General features: G+C 35.6%; 18 protein-coding genes. 16 read left to right on the forward strand and 2 right to left on the reverse strand.

All coding sequences use genetic code 11. The features are described 5' to 3' along the window. Positions 1 to 7 precede the first annotated feature (7 nt). On the reverse strand, positions 8 to 1,810 hold the full coding sequence (locus tag J2S74_RS00920) for an endo-1,4-beta-xylanase (protein WP_307320674.1): 1,803 nt from the start codon (positions 1,808 to 1,810) through the stop codon (positions 8 to 10). A gap of 1,041 nt (positions 1,811 to 2,851) precedes the next feature. Here J2S74_RS00920 and J2S74_RS00925 point away from each other — a divergent pair. After that, positions 2,852 to 3,043 carry a hypothetical protein gene (locus J2S74_RS00925; RefSeq protein ID WP_307320677.1) on the forward strand — a complete coding sequence of 64 codons (192 nt, stop codon included), beginning with the start codon at positions 2,852 to 2,854 and terminating at the stop codon, positions 3,041 to 3,043. Between the two features lie 553 nt (positions 3,044 to 3,596). Beyond that, a complete protein-coding gene (locus J2S74_RS00930) occupies positions 3,597 to 3,968 on the forward strand; it encodes a hypothetical protein (protein WP_307320680.1) in 372 nt (123 codons plus the stop codon). Between the two features lie 101 nt (positions 3,969 to 4,069). Here the strand turns inward: J2S74_RS00930 and J2S74_RS00935 are convergent, their stop codons facing one another. Further along, a complete protein-coding gene (locus J2S74_RS00935) occupies positions 4,070 to 5,053 on the reverse strand; it encodes an aldo/keto reductase (RefSeq protein ID WP_307320683.1) in 984 nt (327 codons plus the stop codon). A 306-nt stretch (positions 5,054 to 5,359) separates the two neighbouring features. Between J2S74_RS00935 and J2S74_RS00940 the strand changes: the two genes are divergently transcribed. The 14 genes from J2S74_RS00940 (at position 5,360) to J2S74_RS01005 (ending at position 21,055) form a co-directional block, all read left to right on the forward strand. Further along, positions 5,360 to 5,710: a hypothetical protein gene (locus tag J2S74_RS00940; protein WP_307320686.1), complete on the forward strand. Its 351-nt coding sequence runs from the start codon at positions 5,360 to 5,362 to the stop codon at positions 5,708 to 5,710. Next, positions 5,694 to 6,236 carry a GNAT family N-acetyltransferase gene (locus J2S74_RS00945; protein ID WP_307320689.1) on the forward strand — a complete coding sequence of 181 codons (543 nt, stop codon included), beginning with the start codon at positions 5,694 to 5,696 and terminating at the stop codon, positions 6,234 to 6,236. The genes J2S74_RS00940 and J2S74_RS00945 overlap by 17 nt, the downstream gene beginning before the upstream one ends. A gap of 578 nt (positions 6,237 to 6,814) precedes the next feature. Beyond that, entirely contained in the window at positions 6,815 to 7,930 is a 1,116-nt protein-coding gene (locus J2S74_RS00950) for a redoxin domain-containing protein (protein ID WP_307320691.1), read from the forward strand. A gap of 38 nt (positions 7,931 to 7,968) precedes the next feature. Beyond that, positions 7,969 to 9,423: a hypothetical protein gene (locus J2S74_RS00955; RefSeq protein WP_307320694.1), complete on the forward strand. Its 1,455-nt coding sequence runs from the start codon at positions 7,969 to 7,971 to the stop codon at positions 9,421 to 9,423. 454 nt (positions 9,424 to 9,877) lie between these two features. Then, positions 9,878 to 11,728 carry a histidine kinase dimerization/phosphoacceptor domain -containing protein gene (locus tag J2S74_RS00960; RefSeq protein ID WP_307320697.1) on the forward strand — a complete coding sequence of 617 codons (1,851 nt, stop codon included), beginning with the start codon at positions 9,878 to 9,880 and terminating at the stop codon, positions 11,726 to 11,728. Between the two features lie 62 nt (positions 11,729 to 11,790). Next, on the forward strand, positions 11,791 to 12,378 hold the full coding sequence (locus J2S74_RS00965; protein ID WP_307320700.1) for an ANTAR domain-containing response regulator: 588 nt from the start codon (positions 11,791 to 11,793) through the stop codon (positions 12,376 to 12,378). Between the two features lie 645 nt (positions 12,379 to 13,023). Then, positions 13,024 to 13,968, forward strand: coding sequence for an ABC transporter substrate-binding protein (locus tag J2S74_RS00970; protein WP_307320703.1), 945 nt, complete (start codon positions 13,024 to 13,026; stop codon positions 13,966 to 13,968). 76 nt (positions 13,969 to 14,044) lie between these two features. Next, positions 14,045 to 15,547, forward strand: a complete 1,503-nt coding sequence (locus J2S74_RS00975; protein ID WP_370875914.1) for a sugar ABC transporter ATP-binding protein — start codon at positions 14,045 to 14,047, stop codon at positions 15,545 to 15,547. Positions 15,548 to 15,591: 44 nt separating this feature from the next. Then, entirely contained in the window at positions 15,592 to 16,536 is a 945-nt protein-coding gene (locus tag J2S74_RS00980; protein ID WP_307321411.1) for an ABC transporter permease, read from the forward strand. A gap of 65 nt (positions 16,537 to 16,601) precedes the next feature. Then, entirely contained in the window at positions 16,602 to 17,678 is a 1,077-nt protein-coding gene (locus J2S74_RS00985) for an alcohol dehydrogenase catalytic domain-containing protein (RefSeq protein ID WP_307320708.1), read from the forward strand. Between the two features lie 216 nt (positions 17,679 to 17,894). Then, entirely contained in the window at positions 17,895 to 18,677 is a 783-nt protein-coding gene (locus J2S74_RS00990; protein WP_307320710.1) for a Cof-type HAD-IIB family hydrolase, read from the forward strand. 522 nt (positions 18,678 to 19,199) lie between these two features. Continuing rightward, positions 19,200 to 19,451: a magnesium chelatase subunit ChlI family protein gene (locus J2S74_RS00995; protein ID WP_307320712.1), complete on the forward strand. Its 252-nt coding sequence runs from the start codon at positions 19,200 to 19,202 to the stop codon at positions 19,449 to 19,451. A 209-nt stretch (positions 19,452 to 19,660) separates the two neighbouring features. Beyond that, positions 19,661 to 20,422 carry a transposase gene (locus J2S74_RS01000; RefSeq protein ID WP_307320713.1) on the forward strand — a complete coding sequence of 254 codons (762 nt, stop codon included), beginning with the start codon at positions 19,661 to 19,663 and terminating at the stop codon, positions 20,420 to 20,422. A 522-nt stretch (positions 20,423 to 20,944) separates the two neighbouring features. Continuing rightward, a complete protein-coding gene (locus J2S74_RS01005; RefSeq protein ID WP_307321415.1) occupies positions 20,945 to 21,055 on the forward strand; it encodes a DUF433 domain-containing protein in 111 nt (36 codons plus the stop codon). Positions 21,056 to 21,210 lie beyond the last annotated feature (155 nt).

A 21,210-nucleotide genomic window follows, 5' to 3' on the forward strand; every position in this document is an offset into this window, starting at 1 on the left:
ATGTGAGTTATTTCATACTATTAATAAAAAATGTATCTGGAGGCATGATTATAATCTTATCTTCCATCACTGGATGGGATTTAAGAAAATCAAATACTGCTCTCCTGTATGCACGATTGGATAATTCCAATTCTCCCACCTTAATGGAGTGCGGCTCGTTATTAAAATATTTCTTAGGACCCATCAACCTGGCAACATCGCTGATAAAATTCCCGCCATTTCTTCCATTTCTATAAGCAGGCTTCATATCATTGTAATCAAGGATTATCTCAGCAACTTTGGAGGCAGGGACTGGTTTTACATAATAAGGATCAACGCCCAAGTAACCCTCGGGATCGGACACAGCGTAGAAAGCGTCCTTCGGGGAGAAATCACTGTTCCACAGTAGCGGATTGTGACCTCTTCTCCAACTTTGCATGTCATTCAGACCCCAGAATGTAACGCGGTCGATACTAGCTGCGTAATTCTTATAGATTCTGAAGTATTCGGCGAAAATCTCGGCCTGGATTACTTCAATCTCGGAGCCGTTAGTTATACCGCGATCAATCCAGTAATTTCTCTGTTCCTCTGTGCCTTGCGAACCGATTATATGTTCAATCCCACGATCTCTCAAATCCATGTAACCTGCAAATGAATTGCCAGTGGGCTGGGCGTTCCAGGGAAACCAGGCAAACAGATCAAGCTCACTAATGATAAGATCGACTCCAGCTTCCAGGAGATTAAGGATGCCGTTTTCCACGCTGGAAGGCGGGGTATCCATAATGTAGTTGTGGGACTGCATACCCACACCCTCGATTAACTGGCGAGGATCTTCTGGATACTCTTTCTTGTAGCGCTCGTTAAGTTCTTTAACCATCATCGCGGTCAGCTTCGACTTGCCATCCTGGTACATATTAAAGTCGTTGTAGAATAACTTCGCGTCAGTATATTTACGGGCAAACACGAAGGCATCATAGATGAAGTCGCTCGGGTCTTCGCCTTCTACCATACCGTTGCTGTAAGCCTTATACCAGCCGCTCTGGTTTCCTTGACGAAGATAATCTTTCCAATTGGCGTCTTCAGGAATGGTTGACACTCCATCAACGAATGCCTCGTTGACGACGTCCCAACTTGTGACTACACCAGGATAATATGTGTCGAAGTGCTCGACTACGGTTTTGATATAGCGCTCCATGTTTTCTCTGGCCTGTTCTCTCGTGTAGTCGCCATTAGTACCACCGTTGAGCCAGTTAGGAGACTGGCCGTGCCACACCAGCACGTGTCCGTGCACGGTTATGCCGTTTTCTTGTGCTTCTCTAACAAACTGGTCGGAGACGTGGTCCGACCCCTCGTAAATTCTAAAAGTACCCTCCTCCCCGGCACCTCCAAAAGAAAGGAGGCTGGGTTTCATGTGATTTTCTGCGGTGAGTGAGTTAAAGTGAGTAGATGTCAACAAACCGCGAGTATTACTCGGATCTAAGTTGCCAGGGCCGCTATAAATGTTACCCATTTCGAAGTAATTCTCATAGGTTTTCCAAAGTGACTCAGAACCGTTTCGGACCCTCAGTGCTGTGATACGTTTGTTTAAAGCATCGATTGCAGCGTTAATTTCGTCCGCCGTGGCGTTTGGATCGTCAATGAGAGCCTTTACTCTATCGTATTCCATTTTGGCCAACCGATACGTGGCTGGGGTATAAACATTCTCATCAAGCGCTTCGAACTCATCTATGACCGTCTGCAGAGTGTTATCATCGGTATTAGCCAAGGCCTGCATTGTAAAAGCCCCCGCCAGAAGAGCAACCATCGAACAAATAAACAATAACTTTTTCATCTATTTCATCCTTTCTTTTAACATAGCTGTATACTTCTTGACTCTCACACTACTTTTTCAGCTGTTAGTCTCTCTTTTAAATATTCGGCTTAAATAGTTTGGACTTACGTTACACTATTCTATTTTTCACTTGGACTGTCTTAACAGTATGGCCTCCTATATCAATCCTTAGCTGATAGGTTCCCTTTGATAGATGTTGTTACTGCTACTTTCCCTTGAACAACATCAAGGTCAGAAAGCTGAGTCCGAGTTTATAAATCAGACGTAACATATGGAGTTACAGAGTATGTAACAAAGCTTGCATTATAACCATCAAAGTTTAACTCAGCTTATAATCAGTATCATTCTCGTTAATTGCCCCCTTCCCCTGAACCAAATGCAATAAAGCGGATCTCTTTAATCGGTATTGTAAGCGCGATATATACGTGCAAACTCAAGCATTAACCACTCCTGTAGCTATGTTATTTGCTAGGAGCATCTACAACACTGTCATAGTGAGCCCTCTTCATCATTGATTCCACGCTTTCCTTCAAAGAAAGATTGTTCACTACTAAACTAGCTACAAAATTAGGAACCTCCTTTTCCAATAAATTAATTTCGTAAGTATCATTGTATAGAAATGTTTACTAAATAAAAACAGTGAAAATTAGTAATTTTTAGACAAATAGTACCCTGATAGGACACGTGCTTATAGAATTTTCTCCAAAATATAATCCATTCGTATTAGTTAACTCGAATAATATCTCGAATACTGCCTACCGATATTTCAATAAGTCGAAATAATAGGGAGAGTGACAGGGGGACAGGAAGGGACAGGTACCTCGTCCCAGAGGATTTTGCGATTGGACAGGGATAATTAACCTTTCCCTGTGTCCCAATAGATAGTTATTCAAAGAATAAATGATCAAGCAATCATTAAAGGAAGAAGCCTAATCAATTTTGGTGGACTGAGGGGAGAGGGATTCACCAATTGGTAAAAATATATTCAAGTTAGATCATAAAACTTGGTTAATTGACTATGGAGAGAGAGTAATCGAGGAAATGTGGGTTAAAAGAGATTCAAACTCACTAGACCATCAGTACATTTTCTTACAGTGTGCAGGAATGCCTAAATTCGGTATTTACTTAGGTGATTCCAAGTATGAAGAGGCTGCTTGGTTTATGGATAGATACTTTACTAGAAGTGAATATGATAACGGAGTAGCAAAAATGACGGTAAAAGTGTGTGGTTAAATGGGGAAGCCCAATTAAGAACCAGAGAAATGGAACGGGATTTCTTATTTATAGGCACTAGGTATCATCCAATTATTCTATCTGAGAATAGTATTATGATAGAAGAAGATTACAAAAAGTTAAAGTTTTATAGTAGAGTTGAAAAGAGTGACCTAGCTAGTTTAGATAACATGAAAAAACATCGTATCTCAATGCTTATGAGTTAAGGGGAGCGTGCGAGAGACACGCGAGACAGAGGGCTGATGTCCCTGTTTTCCCCCTATACATCCATTTTTATCTATTCAAAGTCTATATTATCGGGCACCTCACCTATATGCCTTTTCGCTAATTTATCTATTACATAATCTTGTTATTAATATAACTTTTTTACTTGTGAAAGAAAGGGAAGAGTCTCTGTCAACGGCCTTGAAGAGAGTCAGTTCCAGTTACGTGTATTGGTACAATAGGAAATATAATTGTTATGGCCATTTGTTCCAGGAGAGGTTTAAGAGTGAGAATGTTGAAATAACAGCACTGAGGTAGATTTATCAAAAAAAACCTAAAGGCAGGGCTGGTGAATAGTGTTTGGGATAGTAAGTGGACGAGCATCCATGAGTATTTACATAAAGGGAAAAAAACCGATATTGATAGAGTATTGAATTTATTTTCTCTTGATAGAAAACTAGCAATGGAAAGATTCATTGCTTACATGGAAGAAGATAATGAAGATCAGTGTTTGGATTTAACCACAACAGTGAAGCTGTCTGATGATCAGGTTAGAGAATATCTTCGAACAGCAGGCGTTACAAGCAATAGTATGCTACAGCAGATGAACAAGGAAAAACGGGATGAGATTCTAACCCAAGTTAAAAAACTTAAGGGAGTATCCATTCGCCAGATCTCAAGAGTAACAGGGATTTCTAAAAGTGTTATTGGTCGTAATTAAGTGATTTGAAGGAATAAGAGTCCTGTGGAAGGGGGGCTACTAATATAGCCATACAAAAAAGGGACAAGGTACCTGTCCCTTTGTCTCATCCCTTTGTCCTATTATCTCTTAAACTTCTCAAGAAATCTTGTTGGATACTCACTAGGAAGTTTACTTATTTCATCTAGTTTATTCCATTGGCTTTCACTTAAGCGCCAGCCAACACTTCCCATATTCTCTTCAAATTGTTCTAGACTACTGGCACCAAAAATAGGGGATGTAATTTCTTCTTTGTTTAGTAGCCAATTTAGAGCGACTTGAACAGGGGTTTTACCGATCTCTTGAGCTACTTCTTGTACAGCTCGTAATATCTCGAAATTTTTATTATTTGCTCGATATTCCCAGCTGGATTCACCTACGCCATGAGATAATCTTCCAGCAGTAGGTGTTTCCCCTTGTTTATATTTCCCCGTTAAAAATCCACCACCAATAGGAGCCCAAGGGATGACCCCAACGTTTTCTTCTTTACAAAGTGGCAAAATTTCTCGGTCCATATCACGAGTGATAAGACTATACTGTGGTTGAATCGAAATAAATCGAACAAGATTATTATAATCGCTATATGATAAGGCTTTCATCATTTGCCAAGCTAAAAAGTTAGAACAGCCTATGTATCGAACTTTTCCGGAACTGACTAAGTCGTCTAACGTTCTGATCGTTTCTTCAATAGGAGTAATATTATCCCATACATGCAATTGATAAAGGTCAATATAATCTGTATTCAATCGCTTTAAACTTTGATCTACTCCTTCCATGATCCTTCGACGAGAATAACCAAAATCATTCGGATTTGGACCTACTCGCATCCGCACCTTGGTTGCTACTACAACCTCAGAACGACGGTCTTTAATTGCTTTTCCAACAATTTTCTCAGATTCCCCGCCAACATATACATCGGCAGTATCGATAAAATTACCTCCTCGGTCAAGGAAGTGATGAATCATATTAATGGAATCTGCTTCATTCATCTCATTACCAAAGGTCATTGCTCCTAAGCAAAGCTCAGACACTAACAAACCACTTTTTCCTAACGTCTTATATTGCATCTTCTCTCTCCCATCATTTTTAATATCCCCATCTCTTTATTTATTTGATCCTTTATTGAATTATTCCTTTAAATCAACAAAGAAATTTTGGACAGGGGGACAGGTACCAGTCCCCGTGTCCTATTTTAAATAATGGGAATGTTTTCCTTGACGAAACAGGTAGTTTTTTAATAATTTAATATTATAACAATTTTCATAGTGTTAAAGTCCTGGGTAAGTAGTCTCTTACCTCTTTTTTTTGACAATTACAAAAACGATCAGAAAGTAGGGTTAATGTGAGTGTAATAGAAGGAGAAGAAATCTTAAATGACTGATTGGATAATAGATTATAAATGGCACTTACTCATTCTATCTGAAATATTGGGGTGGGGCTTCACATTTGTTATGATTTATGCCCGATATTTCTTAGAATCAAAGATTCTCTTTTGGCTCAGTTTGGTTATTACCCTTTTTCTTTGCTATGTTTTGGACATTTACCTTTTCTTTTTGAGTTATACGTCTGGTGAAAGGTTCTTGGGGTGGTATGAATGGACCATTATTTTGTTATTTGTCTATTTATTTACTGTAGGTAAAAAGCACTTAAAAAAACTCGACGCTAAAGGGTTCGAATATGCACAGAAATTAAATGGAGGTAGTAAGAATGATAAAGAAGGTTGAAACAGAAAGGGAATTAGTGAAACATGAAGAGGTTTATAAGACGGTTTGGGAGGAAAAAAACTATGTGGATGAATACCCAGATGAAGGAGAAAAGTTCCTAATTTTATCTCCTGAAGGAGAAGTTGTAGGATGTTTTGAAATTTTCCCTTTTGAGAAGAATGGTCCATTGGATAGTATCTACCCCTTTTCTAGACTAGAAGAGATTTCCTCAAACGAAAAAAACGTATTTGAAATTGAAAAAGTTGCTATTCTCAGTCCGTATCGAGGAGGGAATTTTGTGACCAAAATGATAGAGTTTTATATTAAATATGCTATTGAAAATAAAAAGGAGTACGTCATTGCTTTAATCAATAAAAGGTTTTACCGATACATAAAAGATAGAATGGGAATTCCTCTAGTTAATGTCGAAAGTCGTTTAAAGGGAAGTTATGACTACGAAAAGACGTTGAAACCTATTATTGTGGATATTCAAAGGACAATAGAAAAATACGAAAGAGGGCAACTGAATTTTCGTAGCATTATGTAAATAATCCTAAAGTTACGAATTACATATATATGTCCTGCCGTACCAACGCAATGATATTTTAAAGGAATATACGCAAACATAGAAGATGATTAGTCGTTTTTAAAGGGACGTGGGGATAGGTACCTTGTCCCTGCTTGTTATGCAAGACGGTGAGATAGTGTAGGTGTCTGTACACTGCGATTTATTATCTAACACTTTAAATCCGGATATTGATGAAGAAGTTAGTGCTGATGGGACAAGACTCCCTTTCTATTGTTCATTATTTTGGAGTATCTCGGAACTTAGGTGACCAGTCAAGGAGAGCATTTGACAACTCGACTAGGTTCTGATGTTCTGTGGTTAGATTAGAAGGCTAAAGGAATAATAACCGATAATGATAGAGCATTGAATTTATTTTCTCTTGATAGAAAACTAGAAATGGAAAGGTTCATCGCCTAAAAACCGTTTGAAGGGATAAGCGTTCTGTGGAAGGGGGTCAGCTCATACTCTAGCCATCCAAAAAAGAAAGGGACAAGGTTCCTGTCCCCTTGTCCCTCGCAATAAATATATAATTTTTTATATAAGGATGTGTAACAACAGTGTATTGTACAAATTGTGGTACTCAAAATTCTGATAAAGCAAACTTCTGTCAATCTTGCGGTGAACAGTTCAATATAGTTGCTGCGACAGTGGAGAGTACTTCTTCAGATGATTTAACAGAACGGGTAAAATTGGAAAGGTTTGTTGGTAGTAATCAGGAATATTACTTTTATAAATGGCAATTTGAAGATGATCGTATTGTAAAATGGGGTTTTAACTGGTCAGCAATGTTTTTAGGTTTTCTTTGGCTAGGTTATCGAAAAATGTATTTTTATATGTTTTGTTTGTTTCTTTATGAAATTGCTGTAACAGCTTTTGTATTTACAGTTGATCATGCTTTAATTAATTTATTGATGTACTTATCAACCCCTATTATTCTTCTAATAGTCGGTGGATTTGCTAATCGCCTGTACTATAATCATGCAAAAGTTAAGATTACAGAGATTGAAAAGAGGTATCATTCACCTCGAGATATTCAAAATGCCCTATTATATAAGGGTGGTACAAGCTTATGGGGCCTTTTCGGTGGAATTATTGCAAGTACTATCCTTATTTTAGGGATTGCAGCAATAAGTCTTTATCATTTGCAAAAAGAAATAAACGAATATTATCAGAACCCAAGCTATTTGGGCTCAAATATATCAAATACCAATCAATTCTATATTAATGAATCTCAGCCTCAAGAAATGGAGGAGTCCATTAGCATTAGTAAAGCAACTTTTTTTGAGGGGAAAGATTTGTATGGGAATAATATTAATTTAGCAGATTTTCAAAATAAGAATATAATCTTATATTTTTGGGGCACGTATAATCCTACACATGAAAGGGATTTTCCATTTTTAAATAATCTCTATCAAGATTATAAAAATAAAGGGTTAGAGATTATTGCCATTAATGTTAATGAAGAGAAAAGGGTAGTAGATAACTATTTAAGAGAACACCAAATAGATTTTACAGTCGTAGTAGATGAAAATTTAAAAATAACTGAATTATATGGAGTTAGTCCAATTCCAGCAGTATTTTTGATTCATAATGGAGAAATTGTGAATGACTTTATAGGTCCAATACATAAAGAGGAAAATAAAATATTACAGTTCGTTGCAAATAGTCAATGAAAGAAGTAATAAACACAATTAAAGAGGGAAATTAAATTATGAAAATATTATTAACAGTGTTAATACTAGTTATCTTTCTTGCTGGTTGTGGAGATACATCAACTAAGAAGAGCAGTAGTGATATAACAACCTCTAAATTAATAACCGTTGGGGATTCAAAGCAACAAATGGTTGAACTGCTTGGTGAAACAAAGGAAATACAAAGTAATCGTTTAACTCCATTCGGTACTTTTGACTTATACCGATATGGGGATACAATTTACTACATACAAGAGCAGGTTGTAGGAGTGATTAAAACAAGTGATCCTTCCTTTTCTACAAAAAAAGATATTGCTGTAGGAGATTCAGCAGATAAGATTTATCGGTTATATGAGCAAGTTAATGATATAGAAATAATTACATTTGATGAGAAAATGGATGAGGTAGCTATTGCTTTGTTTGATAATCAGTTAGATAAGTCATTGATGTTCTATGTAAATAGTAAAGGTAATATAGAAGAAATTTATATAGCGAATCAAGCAATTGGAATCATTGCAGAAACGTTATTAGGTGCAATTTCACAGGATTTAGGCTTAGATTATCACAAGCTTAACGAATCCAATCGTTCATTTTTGCTAGGTGAAACCCTTATTCAATCTGTTATTCAACATAAGGTTAGTCATTTTCAGTACATCACACGTTATGAAATTGCTGCTCATTATTTGATGGAGGCATTAGAGATTGCTTTAAGAAATGGTAACGATGATATGGCAGACGTGCTTCGTCAAATTGGAGAGAAAGAATATGGAGAATCAGTTGAAAATGATAGTAATCGTTTTATTGAACCTCCTAATAATAATGAAAACCAAAAAATGAACAATAAAGAAACTTTAGAAAGTAATCAAACGGATGAAGTTGTGGAAGATGAATTTTCTTTTATAATTGATGAAGAAACAGGAGAACGAGTTTTAGTTGTGGAAGAAAGTGAATATTCTAGAACACTAAAACGTAATGAGGAAATCGTAAGAAAAGCAAGTGAGTTATCATTAGGAGTTCATCTAGAAGAGGTTATAAATACTCTTGGGGAGCCAGATGAACCTGTTTGGCAAGCTAATTCAACTAATAACCGTTTGTATTATGACAGTAGTGTAGAATATCATCCTATTCGTTTTATCTTTAAACAAGAAAAGCTTATAGGACTGAGGTATAGTTATTCTTTATTACAAGAGTATATTTTAACGGAGACAGGTGTTCGACCAAACTCAGATTTAAAAGATGTTATAGATGTTTATAAAAACAACGAAGTCAAAGGGTACCAAAGAAAAACTAATCCTAATTCAAAATTATTAATAGTAGATATAGCAGAAGATGAAGTAAAAGCTTTTGAGTTTCTCAAAAGCCCTTATGATGGCTCATTTCCTTTAGTGAGCTTTAGTAGAGGAACAAAGATATTTATAGCTAACGTAGAGAATTTGGATATAAGGGACTTTGAAGAAATAGATTTAAACTACTAGGATGGGGTTTGAGTCCCTGTCACCACCCGATTTTTGAGATAGGTTTTATCGATAGACTTAGAGCTTTAAATACCAAAAAACGGTAAAATTTAGGTGGAGATGTACATTAAGAAATTAGCAAAACCTTAATATACCGCACTTTTCACACACAGCGTTAAAGATATTACACACTCTCACCTTAGGGGCGGCATGATGTAATGATCCTAAAACCCTTGATATGAGTGGGCTAGGTAGTAAGGTGAGAGTGAAATGCTAACATTGAATAGTGGAGGCTTCTCCTAAGTTGACCAAACTTAAGAGAAGTTTCTTTTTATTTCTTGAGTAATATGAGATAGAAATTTTTTCATCGGTTCAAAAAGCATCTATTGAACTATTGAAAAAAATTAAACATTTCATATTAAATTAATTTCGTTTATGATATTAGAAAGAATTACTGTGTGATGGGGGGATTCAATTGTATGGGAATATTCTTGAATTTCATGATATAACCTATAGTAATACAGATGGAAAATTTAATAATTTACATTTAAATTTGGGATATCAAGAAATTCATGCATTGATTATCAAAAACAGTTCAGAGCAAAATCTCCTGATGGAGTATTTTAATTTATTAGAACAGAAAAGGAATATAAAGGGGAAAGTTATTTTTAAAGGGAAAATGCTCGATAGACGAAAAATTACGGAAAATAACATAGCTCTATTGCATCAAAAACCTTTGTTAATTAATAACTTCTCCGTTGCTGAGAACTTATCATTAACAAATATCCCTCAGATAAAGTTTCTTCCTTTTATAAATTGGCGAAGGGTAAAGAGAAATGCGAAATCAATTATAGAGGAGCTTGACTTTCAGATTAATTGGAAAACAAAGGTGAAAAGTTTATCGAATGAGAATAAAAGAATTGTTTATTTAGCTGGTGTTCTTCTAAATAAACCGGAAGTGATTATTATGCATGAGCCAATGGACGGATTATCAGCAAAGAACGCCGCAAAGGTGTATAAAATAATCAAGCAATATAAAGAGGATGGATGCAGCATCCTTTATATTACAAAGCAATGGGAAGAAGCGCTAAAACTAGCAGACCGAATTACTATATTATCAAAAGGAAAAATAACAGATGAAATGTCGGTAACGACGGCCCAAAAAGATCCTGAACGACTTTTAAAGGCAATGGGAAACTATAAACATAAAGGCGCAGAAAAGGACAGGGAAGACGATTTACAGCATGTTTTGGAAGCTGTCTATAAAGCTTCAGAGTTCTTAACTTCGGAGTATGAATTGAAGGATATACTATTACTTGTTGCTAGAGAAGCCACCAATATATTAAATTCAGATGGTTCCAACATTTATTTAATTGACGAGAGTACAGGGTCTATTATTGATAATTATGAATTCAAAAAAAAGAAACATCTGCAAACACAGTTAAAGAAAGATGCTATAATTAATATTGCGCATGAAAATGATATTTATTATGTGAATCAAAATGAAAAAGATTTTAACACACTCTTTGAAAAAAACAATAATGTAAAAACGATTATATGTGTTCCAGTTTTAATTCGATCGCAAGTAACAGGTTTGATTCAAATTTACTATGAAAACTTTTATGTTTACTCTAAAGAGGAAGTGAAATATTTATCTGCATTGGCCCGTCATGCGGCTATAGCGATTGATAGTACTAGACTGATGGGAAGGTCAGCCCTTTTGCAAGAGAGCCATCATAGGATAAAAAATAACCTCCAATCCATAGTTGGATTGATGACCTTACAAAAACAATTTGTTAAAAAGAATTCAGAAAAATCCATTACAGACACGTTAGACAATATTATTAGCAGAGTTAAAAGTATCGCTGCTGTTCATGACTTGTTATCGAAAGAAAGGTTAGGAAGAAGTATCATAAACGTTAGAGAGATTATTGAAGCCATCGTAAACTTTAACCATGTGGATCCTGATATATCTATTTATTTAGATCTAGATGATATTTTTATTCCATATAGTAAAGCTTCTTCCATTGCCTTGATAATCAATGAGTTAGTAACCAACTGCCTTAAACATGCTTTTGATCATTTAACGGAAGGTGTTATCCACATAAAATGTAAACGCATACAAGAATTGGTTTGTATAACGGTTAATGATAATGGAAATGGACTTCCAGAAGATTTTGATGTAAATAAATTGGATAGCCTTGGTTTATCCATTTTACATTCTATTGTAAGAAATGAATTTAAAGGAGAAATGAAGTTTTTCCATAAAGATGGTACAAGTGTATTTATTACTTTTCATATAGATAAGATTTTTTTACATTATTAATTTAAAGTGATTAATGAGATTTTGGAGCATAGTATTTAGCAAAGAAAATTGGAGTGGAGAATATGAAAAAAAAATTAAGGGTTTTAATTGCTGAAGATGAATACTTATGCTTGTTAGGTTTAAGGGCTAATATTGAGGAGCTGGGGCATGTGGTTATAGCAGAAGCAACAGATGGTAAGAGTGCTGTTGAATTAGCAATAAAGAAAAAACCAGACATTGTTATAACAGATATTAATATGCCGATCCTTGACGGGCTTGAAGTTATAAAAAATATAAATGAAACATTATTTATTCCTAGCATTATTGTTAGTGGATATTATGATGAAAACTTAATTAAGAGGGCTACAGAGGAAGGGGTACTTTATTATTTAGTAAAACCCATAGATTTTAAAGATATAAAAATTGCTATAGAGATTACTTCAGCTAGGTTTGAAGAATTTAAAAGATTACAGGATGAGTTACAGGATACTAAAAAAGCCCTTGATGCAAGAAAGCATATTGAAAAGGCAAAGGGAATACTAATGGATAGGATGAAACTGAAGGAACCTGAAGCTATGAAAAGACTGCAGAAAATGAGCAGGGATAATAACCAAAAACTAGTAGATGTAGCTAAAGATCTAATTAAAGCAGATTCTTTATTTCAACAGTAGGGAAGGTACGAATGGGAAAGAATGTTGATTAGATGGAAGCACTGTCAGCAACAACCAGTCAGAAGCAGCAGTAATTAACATAAAAGTTGAACGGAACGAAAAAATTAAAATCTATGCTTGACGTTTAAAAAATAAGATACTATAATACAATTAACAGAATATTTCAATTTAAAGAACTGCTAACGAAAGCTTATGGCAGGCTTTTAATAGCATATTATCTTGAACAAATGTAAACTTATTTTCTAATATCAATTAAATATTAGGGGATTTTATACTAATGGCTGGTATGAAATCTTCATGGCTATGAGTGCCTTGTTTACGTATTTTATTATGTTTATTTTAAACATGATGAATTTCGTAAATGAGGCACTCATTTTTTGTATCTACCAGACAACTTTTCTGTAAGAAAACAACAAGCTACTGAAAGGGGTGAGTATAAGTTAAAAAAACATTAACATAGATGTTGAAAAGGTAAATTGGAAAGCAGGAAGAAAGAGGAAAAGCAAAACGGAACAGCATCTGTGTGTTTGGTTTCCCAACCATATTCTTTTAGGAAGTGATTGAAAGCGATTACTAGGTTGTGGGAAGTAAAACAATATGTATTAAAAGATTTTAAAACTAAAATTACAAATTGGGGGAATTATCATGAAAAAATACTTAGCTTTTCTTTTAGTCTTAATGTCTACTATTTTATTTGCTTGCGGAAACCAAGATAGTGAAACTAACGCAAATCAACAGGAAGAGGGACAAAAGGAATTAGTAATCGGAATGGCTTTTCAGGATATGAATAATCCATATTTTATTACAATGAAGGAAGCATTTGAAGAAGCAGCAGAATCCATTGGTGCAAGATCAATTGTTACAGATGCCAGACATGATGTAAACAAACAAACAAATGATATTGCTGATATGGTTCAACAAGGTATAGATATTTTACTAGTAAACCCTGCAGATAGTGATGGAATTGAAACAGCGGTTCTTGCAGCAAAAGAAGCTGGTGTCATTGTAGTTGCTGTTGATGCTCAAGCGAGCGGGCCAATCGACTCCTTTGTAGGATCTAGAAACTACGATGCTGGATATTTAGCTGGTAAGAAGATGGCGGAAGATTTAGGTGGAAGTGGTAAGGTTGCAATCTTAGATGGAATACCGGTAGTACCTATTCTAGAAAGAGTTGAGGGCTTCAAAGATGCTGTGGAAGAATATCCAGGAATTGAAATTGTAGATATTCAAAATGGAAGACAGGATAGAAGTGTTGCAATGGATGTTACAGAAAATATGTTACAAGCGAATGCAGATTTAGATGCAATTTTTAGTGTGAATGACGGCGGTGCATTAGGAGCACTTGGTGCGATTGAAGCTACGGGCCGTGACGTTTGGTTATACAGTGTGGATGGACACCCGGAAGTAATCGAAGCTATTTTAGATGGTGGAGTATTTAAAGCAACCACAGCACAATTTCCAAGAGACCAAGTAAGAATAGGTTTAGGGATGGCCCTTGCTAAGCTATGGGGAGCAGAAGTTGTTCCAGAAACTGTACCTATTGATGTAGAATTACAAACAATTGAAAACGCAGCAAACTTTAGCTGGTAAGCGTCATCGGAGCGCTCCTAGTAAAAAAGGAGCGCTATCACAAATACAACAGAGTAACAGGAAGAAGGGGATGCTAGTGGAAAATATATTAGAGATAAAAAATATTACGAGAGAATTTCCAGGAGTAAAAGCCCTAAATGACGTTAGCTTTAATATTCGGCGAGGAGAAATACACGCTTTAGTTGGGGAAAACGGTGCAGGTAAATCCACTCTAATGAAGATCCTATCGGGAGTACAGGATCCTAGTAAAGGAAAGATTTACTTAAATGGAAAAGAAGTTGTATTCAAGAGTCCAAAGGATGCACAAGAAGTAGGGATAAGTATTATTCACCAAGAATTTAGTTTAATTCCCTATTTAAATGGATTTGAAAATATTTTTCTTGGACGAGAGCTTCGAAAAAAAAACGGATTACTTGATAAAAAGCGGATGAAGACAGAAGCAGAAAAAGTAATGGAAAGGTTAAATGCAAACATTGACCTTAGCAAACCAATAACTCTATTAAGTGTTGCTAACCAGCAGTTTATTGAAATTGCGAAGGCAATTGCTATCGATACAAAAGTATTGATATTTGATGAACCTACGGCAAGTTTAACTGGAAAAGAAATTGATAAACTATTTGAGTTAATCGAAATGTTGAAAAAAAGTGGAGTAACAATTATATATATTTCCCACCATTTAGAAGAGATATTAGCTATGTGTGACCGCTTTACCTGTTTGCGAGACGGAGAATGGGTAGGAACAAGGAGTGTAGAAGGTTGTACAAAGCAGGATATTGTAAAAATGATGGTAGGAAGAGAGATTACGAATACCTATCCCGATCGAACAAGTTGGGAGAAGAAGAAAGAAGAAATTCTATTAGATGTAAAGAAATTAACTAATTCCGTTGTCAAAGACGTAAGTTTCTCTTTAAAAAAGGGAGAAATCCTAGGTATAGCAGGATTAGTTGGTGCAGGGAGAACAGAAACGGTTAGGGCATTAATTGGAGCAGATACTACAGATGAAAAGGAAGTATATATAAACGGAAAGAGAGCAACGATTAAATCTCCAACAGAAGCGTTAACACATGGTATAGGCTTAATTCCAGAAAGTAGAAAGACACAAGGTTTAATTCTAGGGATGACCGTAAAAAACAACATTACCTTACCCATATTAAATAAGATATCTAGTAAAGCAGGCTTTTTGAGTCGCAAAAAAGAGGAAAGCCTTGTAAATAAATCAATAAAAGATCTCCTTATTAAAACTCCTACTATGTGGCAAAAAGTAAAGCATCTTAGTGGCGGTAATCAACAAAAAGTAGTCCTTGCTAAATGGCTAAACACAGAATGTAATATTTTAATTTTTGATGAGCCAACTAGGGGAATCGATATTGGGGCTAAAGAAGAAATTTATAAATTAATGAGAGTTTTAGCGGAACAAGGGCTATCCATCATTATGATATCTTCTGAACTTCCTGAGATATTAGGCATGAGTGATAGAGTTCTTGTCATGCACAAAGGGAAAGTCATTTCTCAATTAGATGTTAAAGAAACAACATCAGAGGAAGTTATGTATTATGCAACAGGAGGTGTTGGCAAGTGAGTAATCTAAATACAGAAACTACCTTAACAACGAAGAATAAGACAATGGCAAAGATTAAGGATTTATTTGAAAATCAAGAAGTCCTCATACTTGTAGCCTTTTTATTGCTATGTGTAATTATGACAATTATTAATGACCAATTTTTTACGGCTTCCAACTTAACAAATGTAGCTAGACAGATCTCCATTAATGCTATTTTGGCCGTAGGTATGACGTTTGTCATTTTAACTGGAGGAATCGATTTATCAGTAGGTTCCGTAATGGCTTTTACGGGAACTATTATGGCTGGGATGATGCTTTTAGTAGGAATTCCACCAGTTTATGCGGTGTTAATTGGGATTGCACTAGGAACAGTAATTGGATATATCAATGGTATGTTAGTAGCGTATGCTAAAATCCCAGCGATTATTGTTACCTTAGCAATGATGGAAGCATCGAGAGGGTTAGCACTTTTATATACTGGTGGTTACCCTCTTTCAGGATTACCACAGTCTTTTACGTTTATTGGAAGAGGCTATGCTTTTGGAATTATTCCTATGCCTGTACTAATCATGATTATTGTATATATTCTTGCTTACATTATATTAAACCACTTGCCAATTGGAAGATATATATATGCTATTGGTGGAAATGAAGAAGCAGCTCGCTTATCTGGAGTGAAGGTAAAAAGGTACAAAATTTTAGCCTATCTAATTAGTGGTGTTACTGCGGCTATTGCGGGAATGATCTTAACTTCACGTCTAGCCTCTGGTCAACCGATGGCAGGGGTTGGTTTCGAATTAGATGCTATTGCAGCAGTAGTGCTAGGTGGTACGGCCATAGCAGGAGGAAGGGGGCATATTTTTGGTACGTTATTAGGCGCTATGCTCATTGGTGTATTAAGTAACGGCCTGAACTTAATGGGGGTATCACCGTATGTCCAACTAGTATTAAAAGGTGTAATCATTATTGGAGCTATTTACTATAGTAGCTGGAGACAAAAAGATTAGATTTACTGTTCAATACTTTGAGGTTTACTACTAAAAAATATAAAAATTACAGGGAGAGGATTTGAATGAGTAGGTTACCAGAACGTATGAAGGCGGTTGTTTGTCATGGTCCAGAAGACTATCGAGTTGAGGAAGTGGCAACACCAAAGGCTGGTAAAGAAGAAGTGGTTATTAAAGTGGAAGCATGCGGTATTTGTGGAAGTGATGTGAAAGCATATTATGGGTCAAAAATGTACTGGGGAGGAGACGATCCTTGGTTAAAACCACCTGTTATTCCAGGACATGAGTTCTACGGTGTTGTGGCTGAATTAGGGGAGGGAGCTGCAGAGAAATTCGACCTGAAGATTGGCGATAGAGTAACTGCAGACCAGATTAACCCTTGTGGAAAATGTAAGTTTTGTGAGACTGGAAATTATTATATGTGCGAGGTTCATAATATTTACGGATTCCAAAAAGATGTTGCCGAAGGTGGAATGGCAGAATATATGAAGTTTAGCAAGACATCTAAAATCCATAAAATATCTGAAAGCTTGTCTCATGAGGAAGCTAGTATAATAGAACCTATGGCATGCGCCATTCATACGGTTCAAAGGGCAACAATCGAATTTGAAGATGTTGTTGTAATGGCAGGGGCAGGTCCATTAGGGCTATGTATGATCCAGTTAATTGCTCTTAAAACACCGAAGAAGTTGGTTGTCTTAGATACAGATGAAAACAGATTAGCATTATCAAAAAAGCTTGGTGCCGATATTTGTATTAATCCTTTAAAAGAAAATGCAGTAAAGCTAGTTAAGGATTTAACAGATGGGTATGGCTGCGATGTGTATATTGAAGCAACAGGGTCGCCAGTTGGAGTTACACAAGGACTTGAAATGATTAGGAAGTTAGGTAGGTTTGTTGAGTTTAGTGTATTCGGACAAGATGTTACTACCGATTGGAGTGTCATTGGAGACAGGAAAGAATTAGATGTAAGAGGATCGCACTTAGGACCATATACGTATCCAATTGCCATTGATTTATTTGAACGTAAACTTGTTACGGCGGAAGGGATTGTCACCGATAGCTATAAATTAGAAGATTTTGCTGAAGCATTTAAAAGGGCTGAAAGTATAGAGTCTATTAAAGTATTACTAACACCCTAAAAGTGGATCTATAATATTTATTAATCTAAGTTGGGTGAAAAAATGTAATACAGGGGTGTTGGGGGATTACGGAGGAAGTAGCTAATAAGACAGCTCTTCTAGTTAATACTCCCGTTATATGTGGAGGAGTAGGTGTTCTGATTGCTACATTAGGTTTTGTAGCGTTTTAATCAAGGTAATCATGTAACTATGTTAGGAACTGTGGGGTATGTATTTATGAGCTATAAGCTAGTAGTGCTAGATATGGATGGAACCCTCTTAACTAATGATCATAGCGTTTCAGATAAGAATAAGGAATCCATTCATTCCTTCAAGAAAAAAGGGATAGATTTTATTTTAGCAAGTGGTAGGCCATTTGAATCTATCTTACCATATGTGAGAGATTTAAAGCTTACTTTACCTGTTATAGCAGCAAATGGAGCCGTCATTAAGTGCCCAATCACAGAAAAGCTTCATTTCACCTCTTTTTTACCACTAGAGTTGTCAAGGGAAATTATAGAATTTGGCAGGTCTGAGAATTACTCCATAAGTCTTTATGGGGAAAATGAAGTACTTACCTTTGATGAAAAAATGGTTAAACTTCATTGGAATTTGGAAAAGGTAAATGCAACCCTTATTGATTCATTTGTGGGAGAGAAGAGCCTAACTAAATTAATTTTTTCTGATCTTCCTAAAAGGATAAATGGAGCGTTTGAACACTTAGCAAAAAAATATGAGAATGAACTCTATATAACTCGTTCTGACGATATTTTTTTAGACGTAATGAACCTAGAAGTTTCCAAAGGAAAGGCACTTCGATATATTATGGACATGCTCGACCTGGCCCCATATGAGGTCATGGTAATGGGAAATAGCTTTAATGATTTAACGATGTTTGAGAATGCAGGACTTGCAATAGCCATGGCTAATTCTCCTCAAGCAGTAAAAGAAGCAGCTCATTTTGTTACTAAATCCAATCTGGAAGACGGGGTTTCTTTTGCTTTAGAGAAAATTATTTAAATTATTTAAATGAGAAGGGACGGGGGACAAGGGGGACAGGTACCTTGTCCCTGCTTGTTATGTAAGAGGGTAAGGGAGTATTGGTTTTTTCAAAGTTGTTGCTCATGGTGAGGAATAGTAATCTATCTATTGTATATCCCTAATAATCTTTCCTTTTCTATATCTCATTTTGAATCTCTTAAGTGATTAAGGTTAACGGAACTCATCCTGGTAGTTATTTATTTTTATTGTTCTTTTGGTAATGAAAGAGACAGGACGATGTAAAAGTCGACAATACTAAATCAACCGTTTATAATAAAGTAGAAGTTTGTTTAAATCTACTACCCTCGTACATACTACTAAATTACACCATTCACAACCACTTTAAAATATCTCATTATTCATTTTGATTTTTTCCCTCATTAATATAATGAAAAGAATCTCTTCTCCACGTGGGAATACTTAACATTTCTTTACAACTTACTCCCTACATCAATTTTCCTTTTCATACCTTAAATTAATATAAAATGGAGGAGCAGTACCATGTCGGCAAAAATCACTAGTATTGGTTTAAAGAGCGGAGGATTCCAATTTGAGCAACTTATCGCGAAACATCCTCTTACGAGTGAACAGCAGCATCAATTGCAGTGTGTATCCATTAAAAAGGGTTATAGTAATCGCGTACAAATTAAGATTATCCGTCTAGCACGAACAATCGCAGACTCAAAAGGAGAGGATAGAATTTCCAATGAAACACTCTCCGAAGCATTTGGATTGCGACAATTACATTACTAAAGGAACAGGGGGACAGCTCATTCCACGTCCCTGTTCTTTCCCCCTATACACCCGTTTTTATCTATTCAAAGTCTATATTCTCGGGCACCTCACCTATATGCCTTTTCGCTAATTTAGCTACTACATAATCCCCTTACAAATATAACTTTCTAATAGTAAATCATTGATTTACCGTTTTGTATAAAAAGTTGTGATGAGGTGAACATTATATGCCAAGAAAAGCAAGAAAAAAGAGCTATACAGGTGTCTATCATATTATGCTTAGAGGTATAAATAGACAAACTATTTTTGAGGATGATGAGGATAAGAACAAATTTATAGAGGCTCTAGCAAAGTATAAAAAAATAAGTGGCTTTGAACTGTACGGTTACTGTTTAATGGATAATCATGTTCATCTACTAGTGAAGGAAAGGCAAGAGCCTTTGTCAACGGCCTTGAAGAGAATTAGCTCCAGTTATGTGTATTGGTACAATAGGAAAAATAATCGTTGTGGCCATTTGTTTCAGGAGAGGTTTAAGAGTGAGAATGTTGAAAGCGATGCTTATTTTATAACAGCACTGAGGTATATTCATCAAAATCCCCTAAAGGCAGGACTGGTGAATAGCGTTTGGGATAGTAAGTGGACTAGTATCTATGAGTATTTGCATAAAGGAGAAATAACCGATATTGATAGAGGATTGAATTTATTTTCTCAAGATAGAAAATCGGCAATAGAAAGATTCATCGTCTACATGCAAGAAGATAATGAGGATCAGTGTTTGGATTTAACCCAAAGAGTAAAGCTTTCTGATGATCAGGTTAGAGAGTATTTTCGAAAGTTAGGCGTTACTAGCAATAGTATGCTACAGCAGATGAACAAGGAAAAACGGAATGAGATTCTAACCCAAGTTAAAAAACTTAAGGGAGTATCCATTCGTCAGATTTCAAGAGTAACAGGGATTTCCAAAAGTGTTATTGATCGTATTAAATGAGACAACCAGAATACAAAGGTTATTAGCTTTCAATCCAAGTATGACCACAAAAGGGTTGAGACAAGAAATGAATTACTCTAATCGAATGTTAAGACTGCTGTTGGGGTATAAGGAACAGATACTAGTTTTGGGGAGAAACACATTTTTACATCAATAAGTAATTATAGTTTTGTGCGATTTTCACTTATAATTGAACATGCGTTGTTCTGTATTGCCTATATATTTTTAGTAAATTCAATCTAAAAAATGAAAATCTTATAATGGTTTAGGTTCAAACGTAATGACAATAATAAAATACGATGGTAAATTATTCATATATATAAATTAACCCAATGGGGAGAGCTGAATTGGAAGTTTCTTGGAGAAGTAGCCCAGCTTTAGGTCATTAGTCGATGTAATAATCTCATGTAAAATGAGAATATAGAGCCAACATTCAGAAATTGATTAGATGGTAAATATGGCTGGGAAAAAATACTTGAAGAAATTTTCTGAAAATAATATTTTCGTCAATATGGTCCTTTTATCCTTGGAGGTATGCCTATGGTAAAAGGTACTCGAATTCAGGTATCGTTAATCCTAGCATGTTTAAGAGATGGAATGACAATGGATGAAATTATTGAGGACTATGGTTGAAAGTATGAAGATGTAGAAGAAGCTATTAATTACGCAATAAAGGTTTTAGATAACCTATTTGATGAGGATACTTTCTGGATGAAAAAATATCACCTAAAAGTTCCATATATCCTTACAGAATGAATTATGTATCAGTGATGCCATTTGGAAAATGA

The sequence above is a fragment of the Evansella vedderi genome (assembly GCF_030813435.1).
Classification (GTDB): Bacteria; Bacillota; Bacilli; order Bacillales; family Salisediminibacteriaceae; genus Evansella; species Evansella vedderi.

What these genes read in the sequence shown, in the direction of transcription:
- J2S74_RS00920 (WP_307320674.1), bottom strand. Translation starts at nt 1,810, where the DNA reads ATGAAAAAGTTATTGTTTATTTGTTCGATGGTTGCTCTTCTGGCGGGG.
- J2S74_RS00925 (WP_307320677.1), top strand. Translation starts at nt 2,852, where the DNA reads ATGTGGGTTAAAAGAGATTCAAACTCACTAGACCATCAGTACATTTTC.
- J2S74_RS00935 (WP_307320683.1), bottom strand. Translation starts at nt 5,053, where the DNA reads ATGCAATATAAGACGTTAGGAAAAAGTGGTTTGTTAGTGTCTGAGCTT.
- J2S74_RS00940 (WP_307320686.1), top strand. Translation starts at nt 5,360, where the DNA reads ATGACTGATTGGATAATAGATTATAAATGGCACTTACTCATTCTATCT.
- J2S74_RS00945 (WP_307320689.1), top strand. Translation starts at nt 5,694, where the DNA reads ATGATAAAGAAGGTTGAAACAGAAAGGGAATTAGTGAAACATGAAGAG.
- J2S74_RS00955 (WP_307320694.1), top strand. Translation starts at nt 7,969, where the DNA reads ATGAAAATATTATTAACAGTGTTAATACTAGTTATCTTTCTTGCTGGT.
- J2S74_RS00965 (WP_307320700.1), top strand. Translation starts at nt 11,791, where the DNA reads ATGAAAAAAAAATTAAGGGTTTTAATTGCTGAAGATGAATACTTATGC.
- J2S74_RS00970 (WP_307320703.1), top strand. Translation starts at nt 13,024, where the DNA reads ATGAAAAAATACTTAGCTTTTCTTTTAGTCTTAATGTCTACTATTTTA.
- J2S74_RS00980 (WP_307321411.1), top strand. Translation starts at nt 15,592, where the DNA reads ATGGCAAAGATTAAGGATTTATTTGAAAATCAAGAAGTCCTCATACTT.
- J2S74_RS00985 (WP_307320708.1), top strand. Translation starts at nt 16,602, where the DNA reads ATGAGTAGGTTACCAGAACGTATGAAGGCGGTTGTTTGTCATGGTCCA.
- J2S74_RS00990 (WP_307320710.1), top strand. Translation starts at nt 17,895, where the DNA reads ATGAGCTATAAGCTAGTAGTGCTAGATATGGATGGAACCCTCTTAACT.
- J2S74_RS00995 (WP_307320712.1), top strand. Translation starts at nt 19,200, where the DNA reads ATGTCGGCAAAAATCACTAGTATTGGTTTAAAGAGCGGAGGATTCCAA.
- J2S74_RS01000 (WP_307320713.1), top strand. Translation starts at nt 19,661, where the DNA reads ATGCCAAGAAAAGCAAGAAAAAAGAGCTATACAGGTGTCTATCATATT.